At 72.3% G+C, this 15,693-nt stretch carries 14 protein-coding genes; 8 read left to right on the top strand and 6 right to left on the bottom strand.

Annotated elements, in window-relative coordinates:
* Positions 1-20 precede the first annotated feature (20 nt).
* Genes AB0M76_RS42495 through AB0M76_RS42480 form a run of 4 tightly spaced genes read right to left on the bottom strand, consistent with a single transcriptional unit; the run spans position 21 to position 3,081 of the window.
* Positions 21-1,055, bottom strand: a complete 1,035-nt coding sequence (locus AB0M76_RS42495) for an SPFH domain-containing protein (protein WP_365958129.1) — start codon at positions 1,053-1,055, stop codon at positions 21-23.
* Positions 1,056-1,098: 43 nt separating this feature from the next.
* Entirely contained in the window at positions 1,099-2,001 is a 903-nt protein-coding gene (locus tag AB0M76_RS42490) for an aminoglycoside phosphotransferase family protein (protein ID WP_365958128.1), read from the bottom strand.
* 16 nt (positions 2,002-2,017) lie between these two features.
* A complete protein-coding gene (locus AB0M76_RS42485) occupies positions 2,018-2,476 on the bottom strand; it encodes a ferritin-like domain-containing protein (protein ID WP_266997290.1) in 459 nt (152 codons plus the stop codon).
* Positions 2,473-3,081, bottom strand: a complete 609-nt coding sequence (locus tag AB0M76_RS42480) for a hypothetical protein (protein WP_365958127.1) — start codon at positions 3,079-3,081, stop codon at positions 2,473-2,475. Before AB0M76_RS42480 ends, AB0M76_RS42485 begins: the two co-directional genes overlap by 4 nt.
* A gap of 114 nt (positions 3,082-3,195) precedes the next feature.
* Here AB0M76_RS42480 and rimP point away from each other — a divergent pair, with 114 nt between their 5' ends.
* From rimP to truB, 7 genes are all read left to right on the top strand, one after another.
* Positions 3,196-3,693: a ribosome maturation factor RimP gene (gene rimP, locus AB0M76_RS42475; protein WP_365958126.1), complete on the top strand. Its 498-nt coding sequence runs from the start codon at positions 3,196-3,198 to the stop codon at positions 3,691-3,693.
* A gap of 2 nt (positions 3,694-3,695) precedes the next feature.
* On the top strand, positions 3,696-4,706 hold the full coding sequence (gene nusA / locus AB0M76_RS42470; RefSeq protein WP_365958125.1) for a transcription termination factor NusA: 1,011 nt from the start codon (positions 3,696-3,698) through the stop codon (positions 4,704-4,706).
* 119 nt (positions 4,707-4,825) lie between these two features.
* On the top strand, positions 4,826-5,113 hold the full coding sequence (locus AB0M76_RS42465; RefSeq protein ID WP_078622365.1) for a YlxR family protein: 288 nt from the start codon (positions 4,826-4,828) through the stop codon (positions 5,111-5,113).
* A 148-nt stretch (positions 5,114-5,261) separates the two neighbouring features.
* Entirely contained in the window at positions 5,262-8,408 is a 3,147-nt protein-coding gene (gene infB, locus AB0M76_RS42460; RefSeq protein WP_365958124.1) for a translation initiation factor IF-2, read from the top strand.
* Between the two features lie 160 nt (positions 8,409-8,568).
* Positions 8,569-8,862 (top strand): DUF503 domain-containing protein, encoded by a 294-nt coding sequence (locus AB0M76_RS42455; protein WP_365958123.1) that lies wholly within the window; start codon positions 8,569-8,571, stop codon positions 8,860-8,862.
* Positions 8,863-8,890: 28 nt separating this feature from the next.
* Positions 8,891-9,343 (top strand): 30S ribosome-binding factor RbfA, encoded by a 453-nt coding sequence (rbfA, locus tag AB0M76_RS42450; RefSeq protein ID WP_030298318.1) that lies wholly within the window; start codon positions 8,891-8,893, stop codon positions 9,341-9,343.
* Positions 9,340-10,248, top strand: coding sequence for a tRNA pseudouridine(55) synthase TruB (gene truB / locus AB0M76_RS42445; RefSeq protein ID WP_266636236.1), 909 nt, complete (start codon positions 9,340-9,342; stop codon positions 10,246-10,248). The genes rbfA and truB overlap by 4 nt, the downstream gene beginning before the upstream one ends.
* A 205-nt stretch (positions 10,249-10,453) precedes the next feature.
* On the opposite strand, the gene AB0M76_RS42440 is transcribed toward truB, so the two are convergent.
* On the bottom strand, positions 10,454-11,674 hold the full coding sequence (locus AB0M76_RS42440) for an RNA polymerase sigma factor (RefSeq protein ID WP_365958122.1): 1,221 nt from the start codon (positions 11,672-11,674) through the stop codon (positions 10,454-10,456).
* Positions 11,675-11,902: 228 nt separating this feature from the next.
* Here AB0M76_RS42440 and AB0M76_RS42435 point away from each other — a divergent pair, with 228 nt between their 5' ends.
* Complete coding sequence (locus tag AB0M76_RS42435) at positions 11,903-12,895, top strand: bifunctional riboflavin kinase/FAD synthetase (RefSeq protein ID WP_365958121.1); 993 nt, start codon at positions 11,903-11,905, stop codon at positions 12,893-12,895.
* Positions 12,896-12,976: 81 nt separating this feature from the next.
* Here AB0M76_RS42435 and AB0M76_RS42430 read toward each other — a convergent pair whose 3' ends face one another.
* Positions 12,977-15,469 carry an SCO5717 family growth-regulating ATPase gene (locus AB0M76_RS42430; protein WP_365958120.1) on the bottom strand — a complete coding sequence of 831 codons (2,493 nt, stop codon included), beginning with the start codon at positions 15,467-15,469 and terminating at the stop codon, positions 12,977-12,979.
* Between the last annotated feature and the right edge of the window lie 224 nt (positions 15,470-15,693).

The following is a 15,693-nucleotide window of genomic DNA, read 5'->3' as shown; positions in this document are numbered from 1 at the left end:
GCCCCGCCCCGCGGCGGCAGTCAGCCGGCCTGCGCTTCGTCCGTGCCGGGTGCGGTGGCGGCGTCCGGGGCCGGGCCCGGCGAGCCGTCCGCGCTCGGTCCCGGGCCCGGGGTGCCGTCCGGCACGGGGTCCGCGTCCGAGGTGCCGTCCGGCATGGGGTCCGCGTCCGGGGTGCCGTTGAGCGCAGGCCCGGGGGCCGACGAGCCGTCTAGTGCCGGGCCAGGAGCCGACGAGGCGTTGAGTGACGGGCCAGGGTCCGGGCGGGGGGTTGGCGTCGGGTCCGTGGCAGCCTGCGTCGGGGCCGCGCGTTCCAGGAAGCGGAGGAGTTCCACCGGGAACGGGAGGACCAGCGTGGAGTTCTTCTCCGCAGCCACCGCCACCACCGTCTGCAGCAGACGCAGCTGAAGCGCCGCCGGCTGCTCCGACATGACCTCCGCCGCCTGGGCCAGCTTGTGCGAGGCCTGCAGCTCCGCGTCCGCGTTGATTACACGGGCCCGCCGCTCCCGGTCCGCCTCCGCCTGTCGGGCCATCGACCGCTTCATCGTCTCGGGAAGGGAGACGTCCTTGATCTCGACCCGGTCGATCTGCACGCCCCAGCCCACCGCCGGGCTGTCGATCATCAGCTCCAGGCCCTGGTTGAGCATCTCCCGGTTGGACAGCAGATCGTCCAGGTCCGACTTGCCGATGATCGACCTGAGCGAGGTCTGCGCCATCTGCGAGACGGCGAAGCGGTAGTCCTCCACCGCCACGATCGCGTTCGCCGGGTCGACGACCTTGAAGTACACGACCGCGTCCACGCGCACCGTGACGTTGTCCCGCGTGATGCCCTCCTGCGCGGGCACCGGCAGCGTCACGATCTGCATGTTCACCTTGTGGATCCGGTCGATCACGGGAACGATCATCGCGAAGCCGGGTGGCCGGATCTCCTGGCGCAGCCTGCCGAAGCGGAAGACCAGGCCCCGCTCGTACTGCTTCACCACCCGGGCCGCGGCGCCCATGTAGACCGCGACGCCCACACCCGCGGCGATTGCCGCTGTCAGCAGTTCTTCGACCATGACGGCCCCCTGCCGGACGTGCCTACTACCTAAACGGTATGCCCTACAACCAGGCCGCGAACTCCAGAAGCAGCTCCGCGTCCCGGCGCCGCCCCGCGGCCAGCGCCCGGTTCCCGGACTCCACCGCGCGGAAAAGCGTCCAGCCCCGCAGCCGGTCCCGGTCCACCTCCAGGGAATCGGCCAGTTTGTTCACCCGGCGCCGGGCGCCCGCCGCACCCGCCGAGGACGCGACCTGGTCCTCCAGCCGGTCCCGGACCAGCCGGGCCAGGTCGTACGCACGGTCCCCGACCAGCGGATCCGGGCCGACCGCCAGCCACGGCGCTCGCTCGCCCGCCAGCACCTTGCCCTGCCGGAAGTTCCCGTGCAGCAGCAGCTCTTCGCCGGGCAGCGCCGTCAGCTCCTCGCGGACCGCGAGCGCGGCGGACGCCAGCGCCTCGGCCTCCGGCGGGGCCTTGCGCAGCGCCTCCGCCTGCTGCGCGGTGCGCTCCGCCACCGTCTCGAACGGGTGCCCGGCCGGCGGGGCCACCCACAGCCTGCGCAGCGTCCCGCTCGCCTCCAGCAGGGCCTTCGCCTCCGGCAGCGACCGCAGCGACACCTCCGGGTGGAGCCGCTCCAGCAGCAGCGCCCCGTCCTCCTCGTGGTGCCGGGTGTCGAGGACCCGTACGGCGCCGAACCCGCCCCAGTGCGCCAGCGCGGCCAGCTCCCGGTCGGGCCGCGCGGACGGGGGAGCCAGCTTCACCGCGGCCGGGGTCCCGTCGGCGTAGTGGACGAGGACGACCAGACTGCTCCGGCCGCCCGGGGCCTGCACCCGCTGGGCCTGCACCCCACGCCGGGCCAGCGCCTCCTCGGCGAGCCGGGGCAACTGCCCCAGCCAGTCCGCGTTCTGGGCCGGATCCGGCGTCTCGCCGAGCGCCCGTACAAGCCGCTGCGGCGGTTCGAAAGCCATGCGTGCGTGGTCCCTTTCAGCTGGTCCGGGCTCGTTCTCCACGTTCCGTGAGCCCAGGGAAGGCTACGCCGACACCACGCCAGCGTGCCGCGCGCACGGCCGCGGAGCTCAGCGCGTCGGCCGCCTCGCGGCGCAGCCGGCCGTCCGCCGCCCGCACCAGGTCGGAGTACGCACCCGCCACCCGGTCCTCGATCTCGGCGGCCAGCCGCTCGGCATCGGCCGGGGTGCGGACCTCGAAGGGCAGGGCGTACGCCGCCTCCGCGGGCCGCGGAGAACCGCCCATCTCGCGCACCGTCCGGGCGAGCGCGTCCCGGCGGGAGAGGTGCCCGCCGTGCGCCTCGCGGGCCTCGGCGGAGCGCGCTGAGGAGGCTCGCGCGCCGATGACCCCGTAGCCGTACGCGGCCGCGTGCTCGGCGGCGAGCGCCGACTGCGCGGCCTCGAGGGCGCGGTTCGCGGGGGAGGGTTCGGGCTTCACGGCTTGGCTCCCTGGGGCGAGGTCAGCAGGTAGGCGTGTACGGCGCCGCACGCGGCCACCGAGGCCAGCAGCCGGGCCAGCTCCCCGGGCGCCCCGGCCAGGGCGATGGTCCGGGCCTCGGCGAGGCTCCGCTCGGCGTCCGCGAGGGCGGTCAGGGCCTCCTCGGGCTTCGGCGGCACGGGTTCGCCGCTCACCGCGGGGGCGCCGGCCGGCGCCCCCGCGGCGGAGGCGGAGGAGGAGGGCGAGGCGGAGCCCGAGGGCTTGCCGGTCGCGGAGTCCGCGGAGGCCAGCGCCCCGGTGTGCGCTGCGACCGCGGCCCGCAGCGGCGCGAGGCGCGCGGCCAGGGCCGGATGGGCGGCGGCGGTGGCGTCGTAACGTTCCAGCAGCCGCTCGCTGTCCCGAACGGCCGTCTCGCGCATCCGCCGTTCGAGTGGAACCCCGACAGCGGTGTCCGACGAGCCGTCCCCGTCGGAGCACCCGGTGAGAAGCGCGGCGCCGGCCACACCGGCGGCACCGGCGAGCAGGCTCCTGCGGGAGAGCCGCAAAGGCGAAGTCCAGGGCACGGCGACGTCCTCGAAGGTGGTGACGGGACAGGGTGTGATCACCGTACCCGGGGCCCTGTCCCCACGGAGGACGGCAACACCCTCCGCGACCGGATACCCTTTGACCTGACACGCGACGTAAACCACAACAGCACACGCGGCCGAGGAGTCACCCGGATGAGCACCACCCAGAGCGACAGGCTGCGCGGATTGCTGGAGCCGCTCGTCGCCGCCAAGGGCCTGGATCTCGAAGACGTCGAGATGTCCAAGGCCGGCAAGCGCCGGATGCTGCGCATCATCGTGGACTCCGACGAGGGCGTGGAACTGGACGCGTGTGCCGAGCTGAGTCGCGAGGTCTCCGACAAGCTCGACGAATCCGATGTGATGGGCGAGGACGAGTACGTCCTCGAAGTGAGCTCGCCGGGCGCCGACCGCCCGCTGACCGAGCACCGTCACTTCGTACGGGCGATCGGCCGCCTCGTGAAGTTCCAGCCGGTGGAGGGCGGGGAACTGATCGCCCGCATCATCGACGTGGACGACGAGGGAATGGACCTCGAGGTGCCGGGCGTGAAGGGCCGCAAGGCGACCGCCCGCCGTATTGCTTTTACCGACATCGCCAAGGCGCGGGTCGAGATCGAGTTCAACCGCAAGGACAAGAAGGAAGAGGAGGCGTAGCCGTGGACATCGACATGAGTGCCCTGCGGGGTCTGGTCCGGGAGAAGGAGATCTCCTTCGACCTGCTAGTCGAGGCGATCGAGTCGGCCCTCCTCATCGCGTACCACCGTACCGAGGGCAGCTTCCGGCGCGCGCGCGTGGAGCTGGACCGCGCCAACGGCCACGTCGTCGTGTGGGCGACGGAGGACCCGCGGGACCTGGAGGAGGGGCAGGAGGCCAAGGAGTTCGACGACACCCCGTCGGACTTCGGCCGGATCGCCGCGACAACCGCCAAGCAGGTGATTCTGCAGCGTCTGCGCGACGCCGAGGACGACCTGACCTTCGGCGAGTTCGCCGGCCGTGAGGGCGACGTCATCACCGGTGTCGTCCAGCAGGGCAAGGACCCCAAGAACGTCCTCGTCGACATCGGCAAGCTCGAGGCCATCCTGCCGGTGCAGGAGCAGGTCCCCGGCGAGGAGTACACGCACGGTCTGCGCATCAAGGCGTACGTCGTACGGGTGGCGAAGGGTGTCCGCGGTCCGTCCGTGACCCTGTCGCGCACCCACCCCAACCTGGTGAAGAAGCTCTTCGCGCTGGAGGTCCCGGAGATCGCGGACGGCAGCGTCGAGATCTCGGCGATCGCCCGCGAGGCCGGCCACCGCACCAAGATCGCCGTACGGTCCACCCGCTCGGGCCTCAACCCGAAGGGCGCCTGCATCGGCCCGATGGGCGCCCGTGTGCGCAATGTCATGGCCGAGCTGCACGGCGAGAAGATCGACATCGTCGACTGGTCGGACGACCCGGCGGAGATGGTCGCGAACGCGCTGTCACCCGCCCGGGTGAGCAAGGTCGACGTCGTCGACTGGGACACGCGCTCCGCCCGGGTGACCGTGCCCGACTACCAGCTGTCGCTGGCCATCGGCAAGGAGGGCCAGAACGCCCGCCTCGCCGCGCGGCTCACCGGCTGGCGCATCGACATCCGTCCCGACACCGAGGTGTCCCCGGACGCCGACCGGGCCCGGGACGGGGAATAAATCCGCTACCGGCCGGAGCTGTCCGGCCGGTAGACAGGATCAAGACAGCAGATCTCGACAACATCCGTTCGATTTTTCGCCCGAAGGGGTGAGGTCGGTGCGGGGAGGTAGACTTAGGCGTGTCTGGCCGGACGCAAGCCCGCGCATGCCCCGAACGCACCTGTGTGGGGTGTCGGGAGCGAGCGGCCAAGAGCGATCTGCTGCGCATCGTGGCGATCGGGGACGAATGCGTCCCTGATCCAAGCGGTACGCTGCCCGGCCGGGGCGCCTATGTGCACCCTGCCGTGGTCTGTCTGGACAAGGCGGTCCGTCGCAGAGCGTTCCCCCGGGCCCTTCGGTCCCCGGGAGCGCTCGACACGACCGGACTGAGCAAAGCCGTGGCCGTCGTGGCCGAGGCGACACCGTAAGAAGTAGTACGGCACGGATACGCCGTGCGGTCAGGTACCTCGCGAGTTGGAAGTAGGTCGAGATTGCGATGAGCACTCGATGAGTACGCGATGAGTACGCCCATGAAGTAGCGACGGTCCGGCGTAACCCGGACCTAAAAGGAGCGAAGTGGCTAAGGTCCGGGTATACGAACTCGCCAAGGAGTTCGGAGTTGAGAGCAAGGTCGTCATGGCCAAGCTCCAGGAACTCGGTGAGTTCGTCCGTTCGGCGTCCTCGACGATCGAGGCGCCGGTTGTACGCAAGTTGACTGACGCACTGCAGGGGCCCGGCGGCAGCGCCGGCAAGGCCGCTGCGAAGCCGGGTGCGCCCCGCAAGGCTGCGCCCGCCAAGCCCGGGGTTCCCACCCCGGGTGCTGTTGCACGTCCCGCTGCCCCCAAGCCCGGCGCCCCGGCCCCCAAGCCGGCCGCTGCCGAGGCTCCGGCACCCAGCGCGTCCGCCCCGGTGACTCCGGCCGCTTCCGGCCCGCGTCCCGGTCCCAAGGCTCCGGCCGCCCCGAAGCCCGCTCCGGCGGCTCCCGTGGCGACCGAGTTCTCCGCGCCTCCGGCGGCCCCGGCCGCCCCGGCGCGCCCCGAGCGCACCGAGCGTCCCGCCGGTCCCGGCTCGACCCCCGGCCCGCGTCCGGCGCAGCAGCGTCCCGCGGCCCAGGGTGGCCAGGCCGGTGCCCGTCCCGGCGCCCCGCGTCCGGCCGGCTCCGCCCCCGGCGGCCAGGGACAGCGTCCCGCCGGTCCCGGTGGCCAGGCCCCGCGTCCGCAGGGCGCCCGTCCGGCCGGTCCCCGTCCGGGCAACAACCCGTTCACCTCTGGTGGCTCCACCGGCATGGCGCGCCCGCAGGCGCCCCGTCCGGCCGGCGCTCCCCGTCCCGGTGCCCCCGGCGCCGGCGGTGGCCAGGGTGCTCCCCGCCCGCAGGGTGGTCCCGGTGGCGCTTCGCGTCCCCAGGGTCCCGGTGCCGGTCGTCCGACCCCGGGCGGCATGCCCCGTCCGCAGGGCGGCGCCCCGCGTCCGGGTGGTGCTCCCGGTGGTAACCGTCCGAACCCGGGCATGATGCCGCAGCGTCCCGCTGCCGGTGGTCCCGGTCCCCGTCCCGGTGGCGGCCCCGGTGGCCGTGGTCCCGGTGCCGGTGGCCCGCGTCCCGGTGGTGGCGCCGGTCGTCCCGGTGGCGGCGGCTTCGCCGGCCGTCCGGCCGGTCCGGGCTCGCGTCCCGCGGGCGGCGGCGGCTTCGGCGGCCCGCGTCCGGGTGGCGGCGGCTTCGGCGGCGGCCCGGCCGGCGCCGGTGGCGGCGGTCGTCCCGGCTTCGGTGGCCGTCCCGGCGGTCCCGGTGCCCGTGGTGGCACGCAGGGTGCCTTCGGCCGTCCCGGCGGGCCCGCCCGTCGCGGTCGCAAGTCGAAGCGTCAGAGGCGCCAGGAGTACGAGGCCATGCAGGCCCCGTCCGTCGGCGGCGTGATGCTGCCTCGCGGCCAGGGCGAGACCGTTCGCCTGTCGCGCGGTGCGTCCCTCACCGACTTCGCGGAGAAGATCAACGCCAACCCGGCGTCGCTCGTCGCCGTGATGATGAACCTCGGCGAGATGGTCACTGCCACGCAGTCCGTCTCCGACGAGACGCTCGAGATGCTGGCCGGCGAGATGAACTACGTCGTCCAGATCGTCAGCCCGGAGGAAGAGGACCGCGAGCTCCTCGAGGGCTTCGACATCGAGTTCGGCGAGGACGAGGGCGGCGAGGAATACCTCATGCCGCGTCCGCCGGTCGTGACCGTCATGGGTCACGTCGACCACGGTAAGACCCGACTGCTCGACGCCATCCGCAAGACGAACGTCGTTGCGGGCGAGGCCGGCGGCATCACGCAGCACATCGGTGCGTACCAGGTCGGTACCGAGGTCAACGGTGAAGAGCGCAAGATCACCTTCATCGACACCCCGGGTCACGAGGCGTTCACCGCCATGCGTGCCCGTGGTGCGAAGTCGACCGACATCGCGATCCTCGTGGTCGCGGCCAACGACGGCGTCATGCCGCAGACGATCGAGGCGCTCAACCACGCCAAGGCCGCCGGCGTCCCGATCGTCGTCGCGGTCAACAAGATCGACGTCGAGGGTGCCGACCCGGTCAAGGTGCGCGGTCAGCTCACCGAGTTCGGTCTGGTCGCCGAGGAGTACGGCGGCGACACGATGTTCGTCGACATCTCCGCCAAGCAGGGTCTGCACATCGACTCCCTGCTCGAGGCCGTCGTCCTCACCGCCGACGCCTCGCTCGACCTCCGCGCCAACCCGGAGCAGGACGCTCAGGGTATTGCGATCGAGTCCCACCTCGACCGCGGCCGCGGTGCCGTTGCCACCGTCCTCGTCCAGCGCGGTACCCTCCGCGTCGGCGACACGATGGTCGTGGGCGACGCCTACGGCCGAGTGCGCGCCATGCTCGACGACAAGGGCAACAACGTCGAGGAAGCGGGTCCGTCGACCCCCGTCCTGGTCCTGGGTCTCACCAATGTCCCCGGCGCCGGCGACAACTTCCTCGTCGTGGACGAGGACCGTACGGCCCGTCAGATCGCCGAGAAGCGTGCTGCGCGTGAGCGCAACGCCAACTTCGCCAAGCGCGTCCGTCGTGTGTCCCTCGAGGACCTCGACTCCGTGCTCAAGGCCGGTCTGGTCCAGGAACTCAACCTCATCATCAAGGGCGACGCGTCCGGTGCGGTCGAGGCTCTCGAGTCCTCGCTGCTCCAGCTCGACGTCGGTGAAGAGGTCGACATCCGGGTCCTGCACCGCGGTGTGGGTGCGGTCACCGAGTCCGACATCTCGCTGGCGATGGGCTCCGACGCCATCGTCATCGGTTACAACGTCCGTGCGGCCGGCCGTGCCGCGCAGATGGCGGACCGCGAGGGCGTCGACGTTCGCTACTACTCGGTGATCTACCAGGCCATCGAGGAGATCGAGGCGGCCCTGAAGGGTCTCCTCAAGCCGGAGTACGAAGAGGTCGAGCTCGGTACGGCGGAGGTCCGCGAGATCTTCCGCTCGTCCAAGCTGGGCAACATCGCGGGTGTTCTCATCCGGTCCGGCGAGGTCAAGCGCAACACCAAGGCGCGCCTGCTGCGCGATGGCAAGGTCATCGCGGAGAACCTCAACATCTCCGGTCTGCGCCGCTTCAAGGACGACGTCACCGAGATTCGCGAAGGCTTCGAGGGCGGTATCAACCTCGGCAGCTACAACGACATCAAGATCGACGACGTCATCGCGACGTACGAGATGCGCGAGAAGCCCCGCGCGTAAGCGCGAGGCACATCGCACCGTGTCGTAGCTCGTAACACCGGGGCCGGTCGGCGGAATATCCGTCGATCGGCCCCGGCCGTTGCGTGTACGGTTCTGGTGACCCTGCCGAGCGACGGCCGGCAGGCCACCGAACCCGCACCGGCGGGATATCCGGAACTGCATGTACGTGGGGACTCTGTCCTTCGATCTGCTCCTCGGCGACGTCCACTCGCTGAAGGAGAAACGCTCCGTGGTCCGGCCCATCGTGGCCGAGCTCCAACGCAAGTTCTCCGTGAGCGCGGCTGAAGTGGACGACCAGGACCTGCACCGCAGGGCCCGTATAGGGGTCGCTCTGGTGAGTGGGGACGCGGGGTTCCTCTCGGACGTACTGGACCGCTGTGAGCGGCTGGTCGCTGCGCGTCCGGAAGTGGAGCTGCTGTCCGTACGACGGCGCCTCCACGGTGATGAAGACTGATAGCAAGACATAAGAAGGAGACGGACCAGTGGCCGACAATGCGCGGGCGAAGAAGCTGGCGGACCTCATCCGGGAGGTGGTGGCCGAGAAGCTGCTCCGCGGTGTCAAGGACCCCCGCCTCGGTACGCACGTGACCATCACGGACACCCGGGTCACCGGCGATCTGCGGGAGGCCACGGTCTTCTACACGGTCTACGGTGACGACGAGGACCGCGCCAGCGCGGCGGCGGGCCTGGAGAGCGCCAAGGGCGTACTGCGCTCCGCGGTCGGCCGGGCGGCGGGCACCAAGTTCACGCCCACCCTGACCTTCGTCGCGGACGCCCTCCCGGAGAACGCCAAGACCATCGAGGACCTCCTCGACAAGGCGCGCTCCTCCGACGCCCAGGTGCGCGAGGTGTCCTCCGGCGCCCAGTACGCCGGCGACGCCGACCCGTACAAGAAGCCGGGCGAGGACGACGACGAGGACGCAGCCGCGGAATGAGCACCAACGCAGGGAAGACTCCGGACGGCCTTGTCATCGTCGACAAGCCGTCCGGCTTCACTTCGCACGACGTGGTCGCCAAGATGCGCGGGATCGCCAAGACCCGCCGCGTCGGCCACGCCGGCACGCTCGACCCGATGGCGACGGGCGTCCTCGTCCTGGGCGTGGAGAAGGCCACCAAGCTCCTCGGCCACCTCGCGCTCACCGAGAAGGAATACCTCGGGACGATCCGCCTCGGTCAGAACACCCTGACGGACGACGCGGAGGGTGAGATCACCTCCTCTACGGACGCCTCCGCGGTGACCCGCGAGGCCGTGGACAAGGGCATCGCCAAGCTGTCCGGCGAGATCATGCAGGTCCCGTCGAAGGTCAGCGCCATCAAGATCAAGGGCGTGCGCTCCTACAAGCGTGCGCGCGACGGCGAGGACTTCGAGATCCCGGCCCGGCCGGTGACCATCTCCTCGTTCCAGGTGTACGACATGCGGGACGCAGAGGCCGAGGACGGCACCAAGGTCGTCGACCTCGTCGTCTCCGTGGTCTGCTCCAGCGGTACGTACATCCGCGCCCTCGCCCGTGACCTGGGCGCCGACCTCGGCGTCGGCGGGCACCTCACCGCGCTGCGGCGCACTCGGGTGGGCCCGTACAAGATCGACCGGGCGCGGACCCTGGACCAGCTCCAGGAGGAGCTGACCGTCATGCCGATCGGCGAGGCGGCGGCCGCGGCCTTCCCGCGCTGGGACCTGGACGCCCGGCGGGCCTCGCTGCTCGCCAACGGCGTGCGGATCGAGATGCCGGACGCGTACCCCGCCGGCAAGACGGTGGCGGTCTACGGGCCGGAGGGCCAGCTGCTCGGGCTCGTAGAGAGCAAGGGCGGCAAGGCGAAGTCGCTGGCCGTCTTCGTCTGACCCGCTTTGACGTGGAGCGGTGAGCGCACATCGCCTGCTGCTCACCGCTCCACGACCCCCCTCGGGTAGGTGTCTATCCAGCCGGACCCCCGTATTCACCCGTCCGAGCAGGCGTGCGGAGTGACTGGAGGGAGCGTATGGGGGCGCTTTTGCCACCCGTGCTCCTCCTCTCGGCCTGAATGCGCCGGCCGCCCCGCCGAGCCCACTACTCCCCGACGGCCCCACCAGGCTTTATGCCGCTGTCCGGCGCCGGGGACGCGGGCGGGCCCGGGTACTCGGGGAGACAGGACGGCACCAGCGACGTCTTGAGCGAGCCGAAGGACACGGCCTTGGGGTTCGCCCGGGACTGCCCGAGCACGAGCGTGCGCCCCGGCGGAAGCGTCGTCGAGTTGATCTTCAGTACGAATCCGCTGCCGTCGCTGCTGAGCAGCCCCTCCGCGGAGTCGAAACCACCGGCCGGCCATTCGGTGCACTGCGCCGCCGGGATCTTGGGAACCAGAGCGACGCTGACGCCCAGCGCGCGGAGCTCTCGCTCCAGCCCGGGCATCCCCTCAGGGTGGAAGAGTCTGACCATGATGGTGCCGTCGCTCCCCTTGGACAAGGCATAGGCGGCCGAGGAGCCCCCGTCGTCGCCGACGACCGGCAGGGCGACCAGGAGGCCGGCCGCCGCCGCTGCTGCCACGCCGACGGCGAGCGGCATCCGGAACCGGCGGGCGGGGGAGCGGACGGCGAAGTCGACCTGCTCCTCAATCCTGCTCCGGTCGGCGGCGATGGCCAGGAGCTCCTCCTTGAGACGTTCCTCGAACCGGGTGGGCCTGCCGTTCATCGCACTGCCTCCAACTGGTGGGCTGGTACGGGGTGTTCGGACGGAGTGGACGCGGTCCGCAGAATGCGCCGGGGCGCGGTGCAGGCGGACCCGGACGGTGGCCTGGGTGACGCCGAGGGCCTGCGCGGCCTCGGCCGGGCTGAGCCCGTCCACGACGACCAGGTCGAGGACGGCTCGAAGCGGCTCGGAGAGGGCCGCATGTCTCTCGGCCAGCGCCCGGAACGCCCGCTGGGCGTCGATCCGCTCCTCCAGCGCGGCGACGTCCTCGTCGTCGAGCAGCCGACGGCCGCTGAGCCGCTCCAGTGCGCCGCGCTCGCGGGCACGGCCGCGGGCATGGCCCGCCAGGACATGCCGCGCGATGCCGTACAGCCAGGCGACCGGGAGCCCCCGGCCGGGCCGGTAGCCCGGAGCGGCCTTCAACGCCGCGAGGAAGATGTCGGCCGTCAGGTCCGCCGCCAGATGCGGATCGGCGACGCGGCGCGTGACGAACCCCAGAACCGCGTCTATGTGCTCTTGGTAGAACGCCCCGAATCCTTCGGGTGTGGTCAGATCCGGCGGTCCGATTGCCGCCGGCACGGTCTCCTGCTCGGTGCTGCCCACCGGGCCCCCTCCCTGGTGCCGGGGACCCGTACGAGCCCCTCTACCCCTTACTTGGCCGCAGCCGCCCCCACCGTTACATCCGCGAGCCGGCGCTCAGCCCTGCCGACGTGACACAGAGCGCCCGCAGCCAGATGCCGATGCGGGGCCCCGGGCACGGGCATGGCAGTCTTAGACCTGCAATCGGCAACCAGGACAGGGCCTACACGGTTCGGGCGAGGAGCGGTCACAGTGCAGCGCTGGCGTGGCTTGGAGGACATCCCCCAGGACTGGGGACGCAGCGTCGTCACCATCGGCTCGTACGACGGTGTGCACCGGGGCCATCAGCTGATCATCGGGCGGGCCGTGGCCAAGGCGCGCGCGCTCGGCGTCCCGTCCGTCGTCGTCACCTTCAGCCCGCACCCGAGCGAGGTCGTGCGCCCGGGCAGCCACCCGCCGATCCTGGCCCCGTACGACCGCCGTGCCGAACTGATGGCCGGTCTGGGGGTGGACGCGCTGCTGATCCTGCCGTTCACGGCGGAGTTCTCGCAGCTCTCCCCGGCCGACTTCATCGTGAAGGTGCTCGTCGACAAGCTGCACGCGCGGGCCGTCATCGAGGGCCCGAACTTCCGCTTCGGCCACCGGGCCGCCGGAAACGTCGACTTCCTCCGCGAGCTGGGCGGCACGTACGACTACGAGGTCGACGTCGTGGACCTGGTCGAGCGCGGCGCGGCGGGCGGCGGCGTGCCGTTCTCCTCGACGCTGGCTCGAAAGCTGGTCGCAGAAGGCGACATGGCGGGCGCGGCCGAGATCCTCGGCCGGCCGCACCGGGTCGAGGGCGTGGTCGTACGCGGCGCGCAGCGCGGGCGCGAGCTCGGCTACCCCACGGCCAACGTGGAGACGGCCCCGCACACCGCAATCCCGGCGGACGGCGTGTACGCGGGCTGGCTCACGGCCAACGGCGAGCGGATGCCGGCGGCGATCTCGGTCGGCACGAACCTGCAGTTCGACGCCACCGAGCGGACCGTGGAGGCGTACGCGATCGACCGGATCGGCCTGGACCTGTACGGCCTGCACGTGGCCGTGGACTTCCTCGCGTACGTGCGCGGCATGGCGAAGTTCGAATCGCTGGACGGCCTCCTCGAGGCCATCGCCGACGACGTGAAGCGGGCGCGGACGCTGACCGAGTCGTACGACGCGGAGCGGGCGCGGACGCTGACCGAGTCGTACGACGCGGAGCACTGAGCCGCCGGGCGGCTTTGCCCGGCGCGCACGAGAAGGGCCCGTACCTCCCCGAGGAGGTACGGGCCCTTCCTGCTGCCGTCGTCAGCCGAGGCGCGGGTCGCGCGGGGGCTGCTGCGTGTGCTGGGGCTGCTGGGGCGATTGCTGCTGCGGCTGCCAGGGCTGGCCGGGCTGCGGGTACGGCTGGGCGTACGGCTGTGGCGGCTGCTGGTACGGGGACGGGCCCTGGGGCTGGCCGTACGGCTGGCCCTGCGGCTGCGGCTGCTGCGGTGACTGGTGCGGCTGGGGCTGCTGCTGGGGCTGCTGGGGTGCTCCCCAGTGGCCCTGGGGGGCCTGCTGGGCGGCGCGGACGAAGTCCTCGGCCACGAGCGCGGAGAGGTTGAAGTACGCCTCCCGGGTCTTCGGCCGCATCATGTCGAGGTCGACCTCGGCACCGGCCGCGAGGTGCTCGTCGAACGGCACCACGACGACGCCGCGGCAGCGGGTCTCGAAGTGCTGCACGATGTCCTCGATCTTGATCATCTTGCTGGTCTCGCGGACCCCCGAGATGACGGTGAGGGAGCGGGAGACCAGGTCGGCGTACCCGTGCGCGGAGAGCCAGTCGAGCGTCGTGCTCGCGCTGCTGGCACCGTCCACCGAGGGGGTCGAGATGATGATCAGCTGATCGGCCAGGTCCAGGACGCCGCGCATGGCGGAGTAGAGCAGGCCGGTGCCCGAGTCGGTGAGGATGATCGGGTACTGGCGGCCGAGCGTGTCGATGACCCGGCGGTAGTCCTCGTCGTTGAACGTCGTGGAGACGGCCGGGTCCACGTCGTTGGCGATGATCTCCAGGCCGGAGGGGGCCTGGGAGGTGAACCGCCGGATGTCCATGTACGAGTTCAGGTACGGGATCGCCTGGACCAGGTCCCGGATCGTGGCCCCGGTCTCGCGGCGGACGCGGCGGCCGAGCGTGCCGGCGTCGGGGTTCGCGTCGATGGCCAGGATCTTGTCCTGGCGCTCGGTGGCGAGGGTCGCGCCGAGGGCGGTGGTGGTCGTGGTCTTGCCGACGCCGCCCTTGAGGCTGATGACGGCGATGCGGTAGCAGGACATGACCGGGGTGCGGATGAGCTCGAGCTTGCGCAGGCGCTCGGCCTCGGCGGCCTTGCCGCCGAAACGGAAGCCGGCGCGCTGGGGCTTGGGCTTCTGCTTGCCGCGCAGCAGCCGGTCGGAGGACAGCTCGACGGCGGCGGTGTAGCCGAGGGGCGCTCCGCCGCCGGCCGGGCCGGGCTGGTAGCGGGGGTCGTGCGGCTGCGGGCCCGGCTGGGGCCCGGCGGACCACTGGGCGCCGGCGGTACGGGGGTCGTACTGCGGCTGCTGGTGCGGCTGTGGCTGCTGGTGCTGCGGGGGTACGGGCGCCGGCGCGGGGGCCGGGGCCGGGGCGGGCTGCGCGGGCTGGAAGGCGTACTCGCCGGCGTCCACGGGCGGCTGGGGCTGCGGCTGCGGCTGGTGCTGCGCCGGTGCGGGGGGCGGCGGGAAGCCGTAGCCGTCCTGGGGCGCGGTGGCGGCCGGGCCGGGAGACGGGGGGAACCCGTACCCGTTCTGGGGCGCCGGCGGGAAGCCGTATCCGTCCTGGGGTGCGGTGGTGGCGGGGACGGGCGCCGGCGGGAAGCCGTATCCGTCCTGCGGTGCCGCAGTGGCGGGGAACGCGGGCGGCGGCGCCGGCAGTTCGCCTCCGGGTCCCCCGAAGGGGGCTTCCACGGGCGGGTGAACCGCATCCACGGGGGTGACGGGCTCCGGAGCCTCCGGTACGGGGGGCGCGAAGGGCGCAGGGACGGCGTCGGCCACCGGCGCGGGAGCGGGCTCCCAGGGAACCTCCGGAGCCGCGGGCTCGGGGTTCGCGAACGGGATGGCCGTCCCGTCGGGCGGGGTGTCGTGCCGCTGGACGGAGGCGGATCCCTCGAAGGAGGCCTTCACGAGCGGTCCGGGCGCATCGGCGGGGGCCTCGGTGGAGGGCGTACCGAAGGGTGCCGGGGCCGGCACCGGGGCCGGCGTCGGGGTCGGCAGGGCGGATGCCCTGTCCAGGGTCGGGGCCGCCGGGGGCAGACCGACGGGTGTTGGGGCCGGCGCAGGCAGAGCCGGTACCTCGGCGGGTGCCGGGAGCGGCGCGGGCACGCCGGTGGCGGACTCGGCGGGGGTGCTGAAGGAGGGGGCGCCCGTGTTGTCGGCGGGTGCCGGAGGCGGGAAAGCCGCAGGCGGGGTGGCATTGTCGGCCGGTGTGCTGAAGGGTGCCGGGGCCGGGGCCGGGGCCGGTGCCGGGAACGGCGAGGGCACGCCCGCGCCGTCCGACGGGGTGCGCGGGGCCGGCGGGGCAATCCGCATCGTCGGGGGCGAGGCCACGTCCGACGGGCGGTGGGGTTCGAAGCCGCTGCCCTCGGGGAGGCCCGGTACCGGAGTGGCCGGGGCCGCGCCCTGCGTGTACCAGGCCGGCGGGGTGTAGTCGATGGTGAACTCGCCCGTCACCTCGGGCTCCGCGTCGGACTGATCGTCCGTCGGGACGTCCCAAGTCCCGCCGCGCCTCTCGTTCCGATCGCCGCTCACTGGTCCTCCTGGTCTGTCGAACACTGGTCCGGCGCCCACCTCGACGCCGCGCCCGCGCCCAGCCTAATCGCGTGCCGACACCGGTGTCCGCCCCCGTTGGACGTCCCGCGGTGCGGGGGCCCTTGCGGGCCGGCTTTGTGCCGTCGTCCTTGCCGTCCTGCCTACAGGGTGGCCGCTGCCTGAGCAACCGTCACCCGCCGGGTGGGGTGCTGCTGAGCGGGGCT

Origin of the sequence: Streptomyces sp. NPDC051364 (assembly GCF_040682115.1) — a bacterium.
Classification (GTDB): Bacteria; Actinomycetota; Actinomycetes; order Streptomycetales; family Streptomycetaceae; genus Streptomyces.
The sequence above is the reverse complement of the archived record's forward strand: the minus strand, read 5'-3'. Positions and strand labels throughout refer to the sequence as shown.

Excerpts from the sequence above, each read along its gene's own strand:
- AB0M76_RS42495 (WP_365958129.1), bottom strand. The coding sequence starts at position 1,055 with ATGGTCGAAGAACTGCTGACAGCGGCAATCGCCGCGGGTGTGGGCGTC.
- AB0M76_RS42490 (WP_365958128.1), bottom strand. The coding sequence starts at position 2,001 with ATGGCTTTCGAACCGCCGCAGCGGCTTGTACGGGCGCTCGGCGAGACG.
- rimP (WP_365958126.1), top strand. The coding sequence starts at position 3,196 with ATGAGCACCACCCAGAGCGACAGGCTGCGCGGATTGCTGGAGCCGCTC.
- AB0M76_RS42455 (WP_365958123.1), top strand. The coding sequence starts at position 8,569 with ATGTACGTGGGGACTCTGTCCTTCGATCTGCTCCTCGGCGACGTCCAC.
- truB (WP_266636236.1), top strand. The coding sequence starts at position 9,340 with ATGAGCACCAACGCAGGGAAGACTCCGGACGGCCTTGTCATCGTCGAC.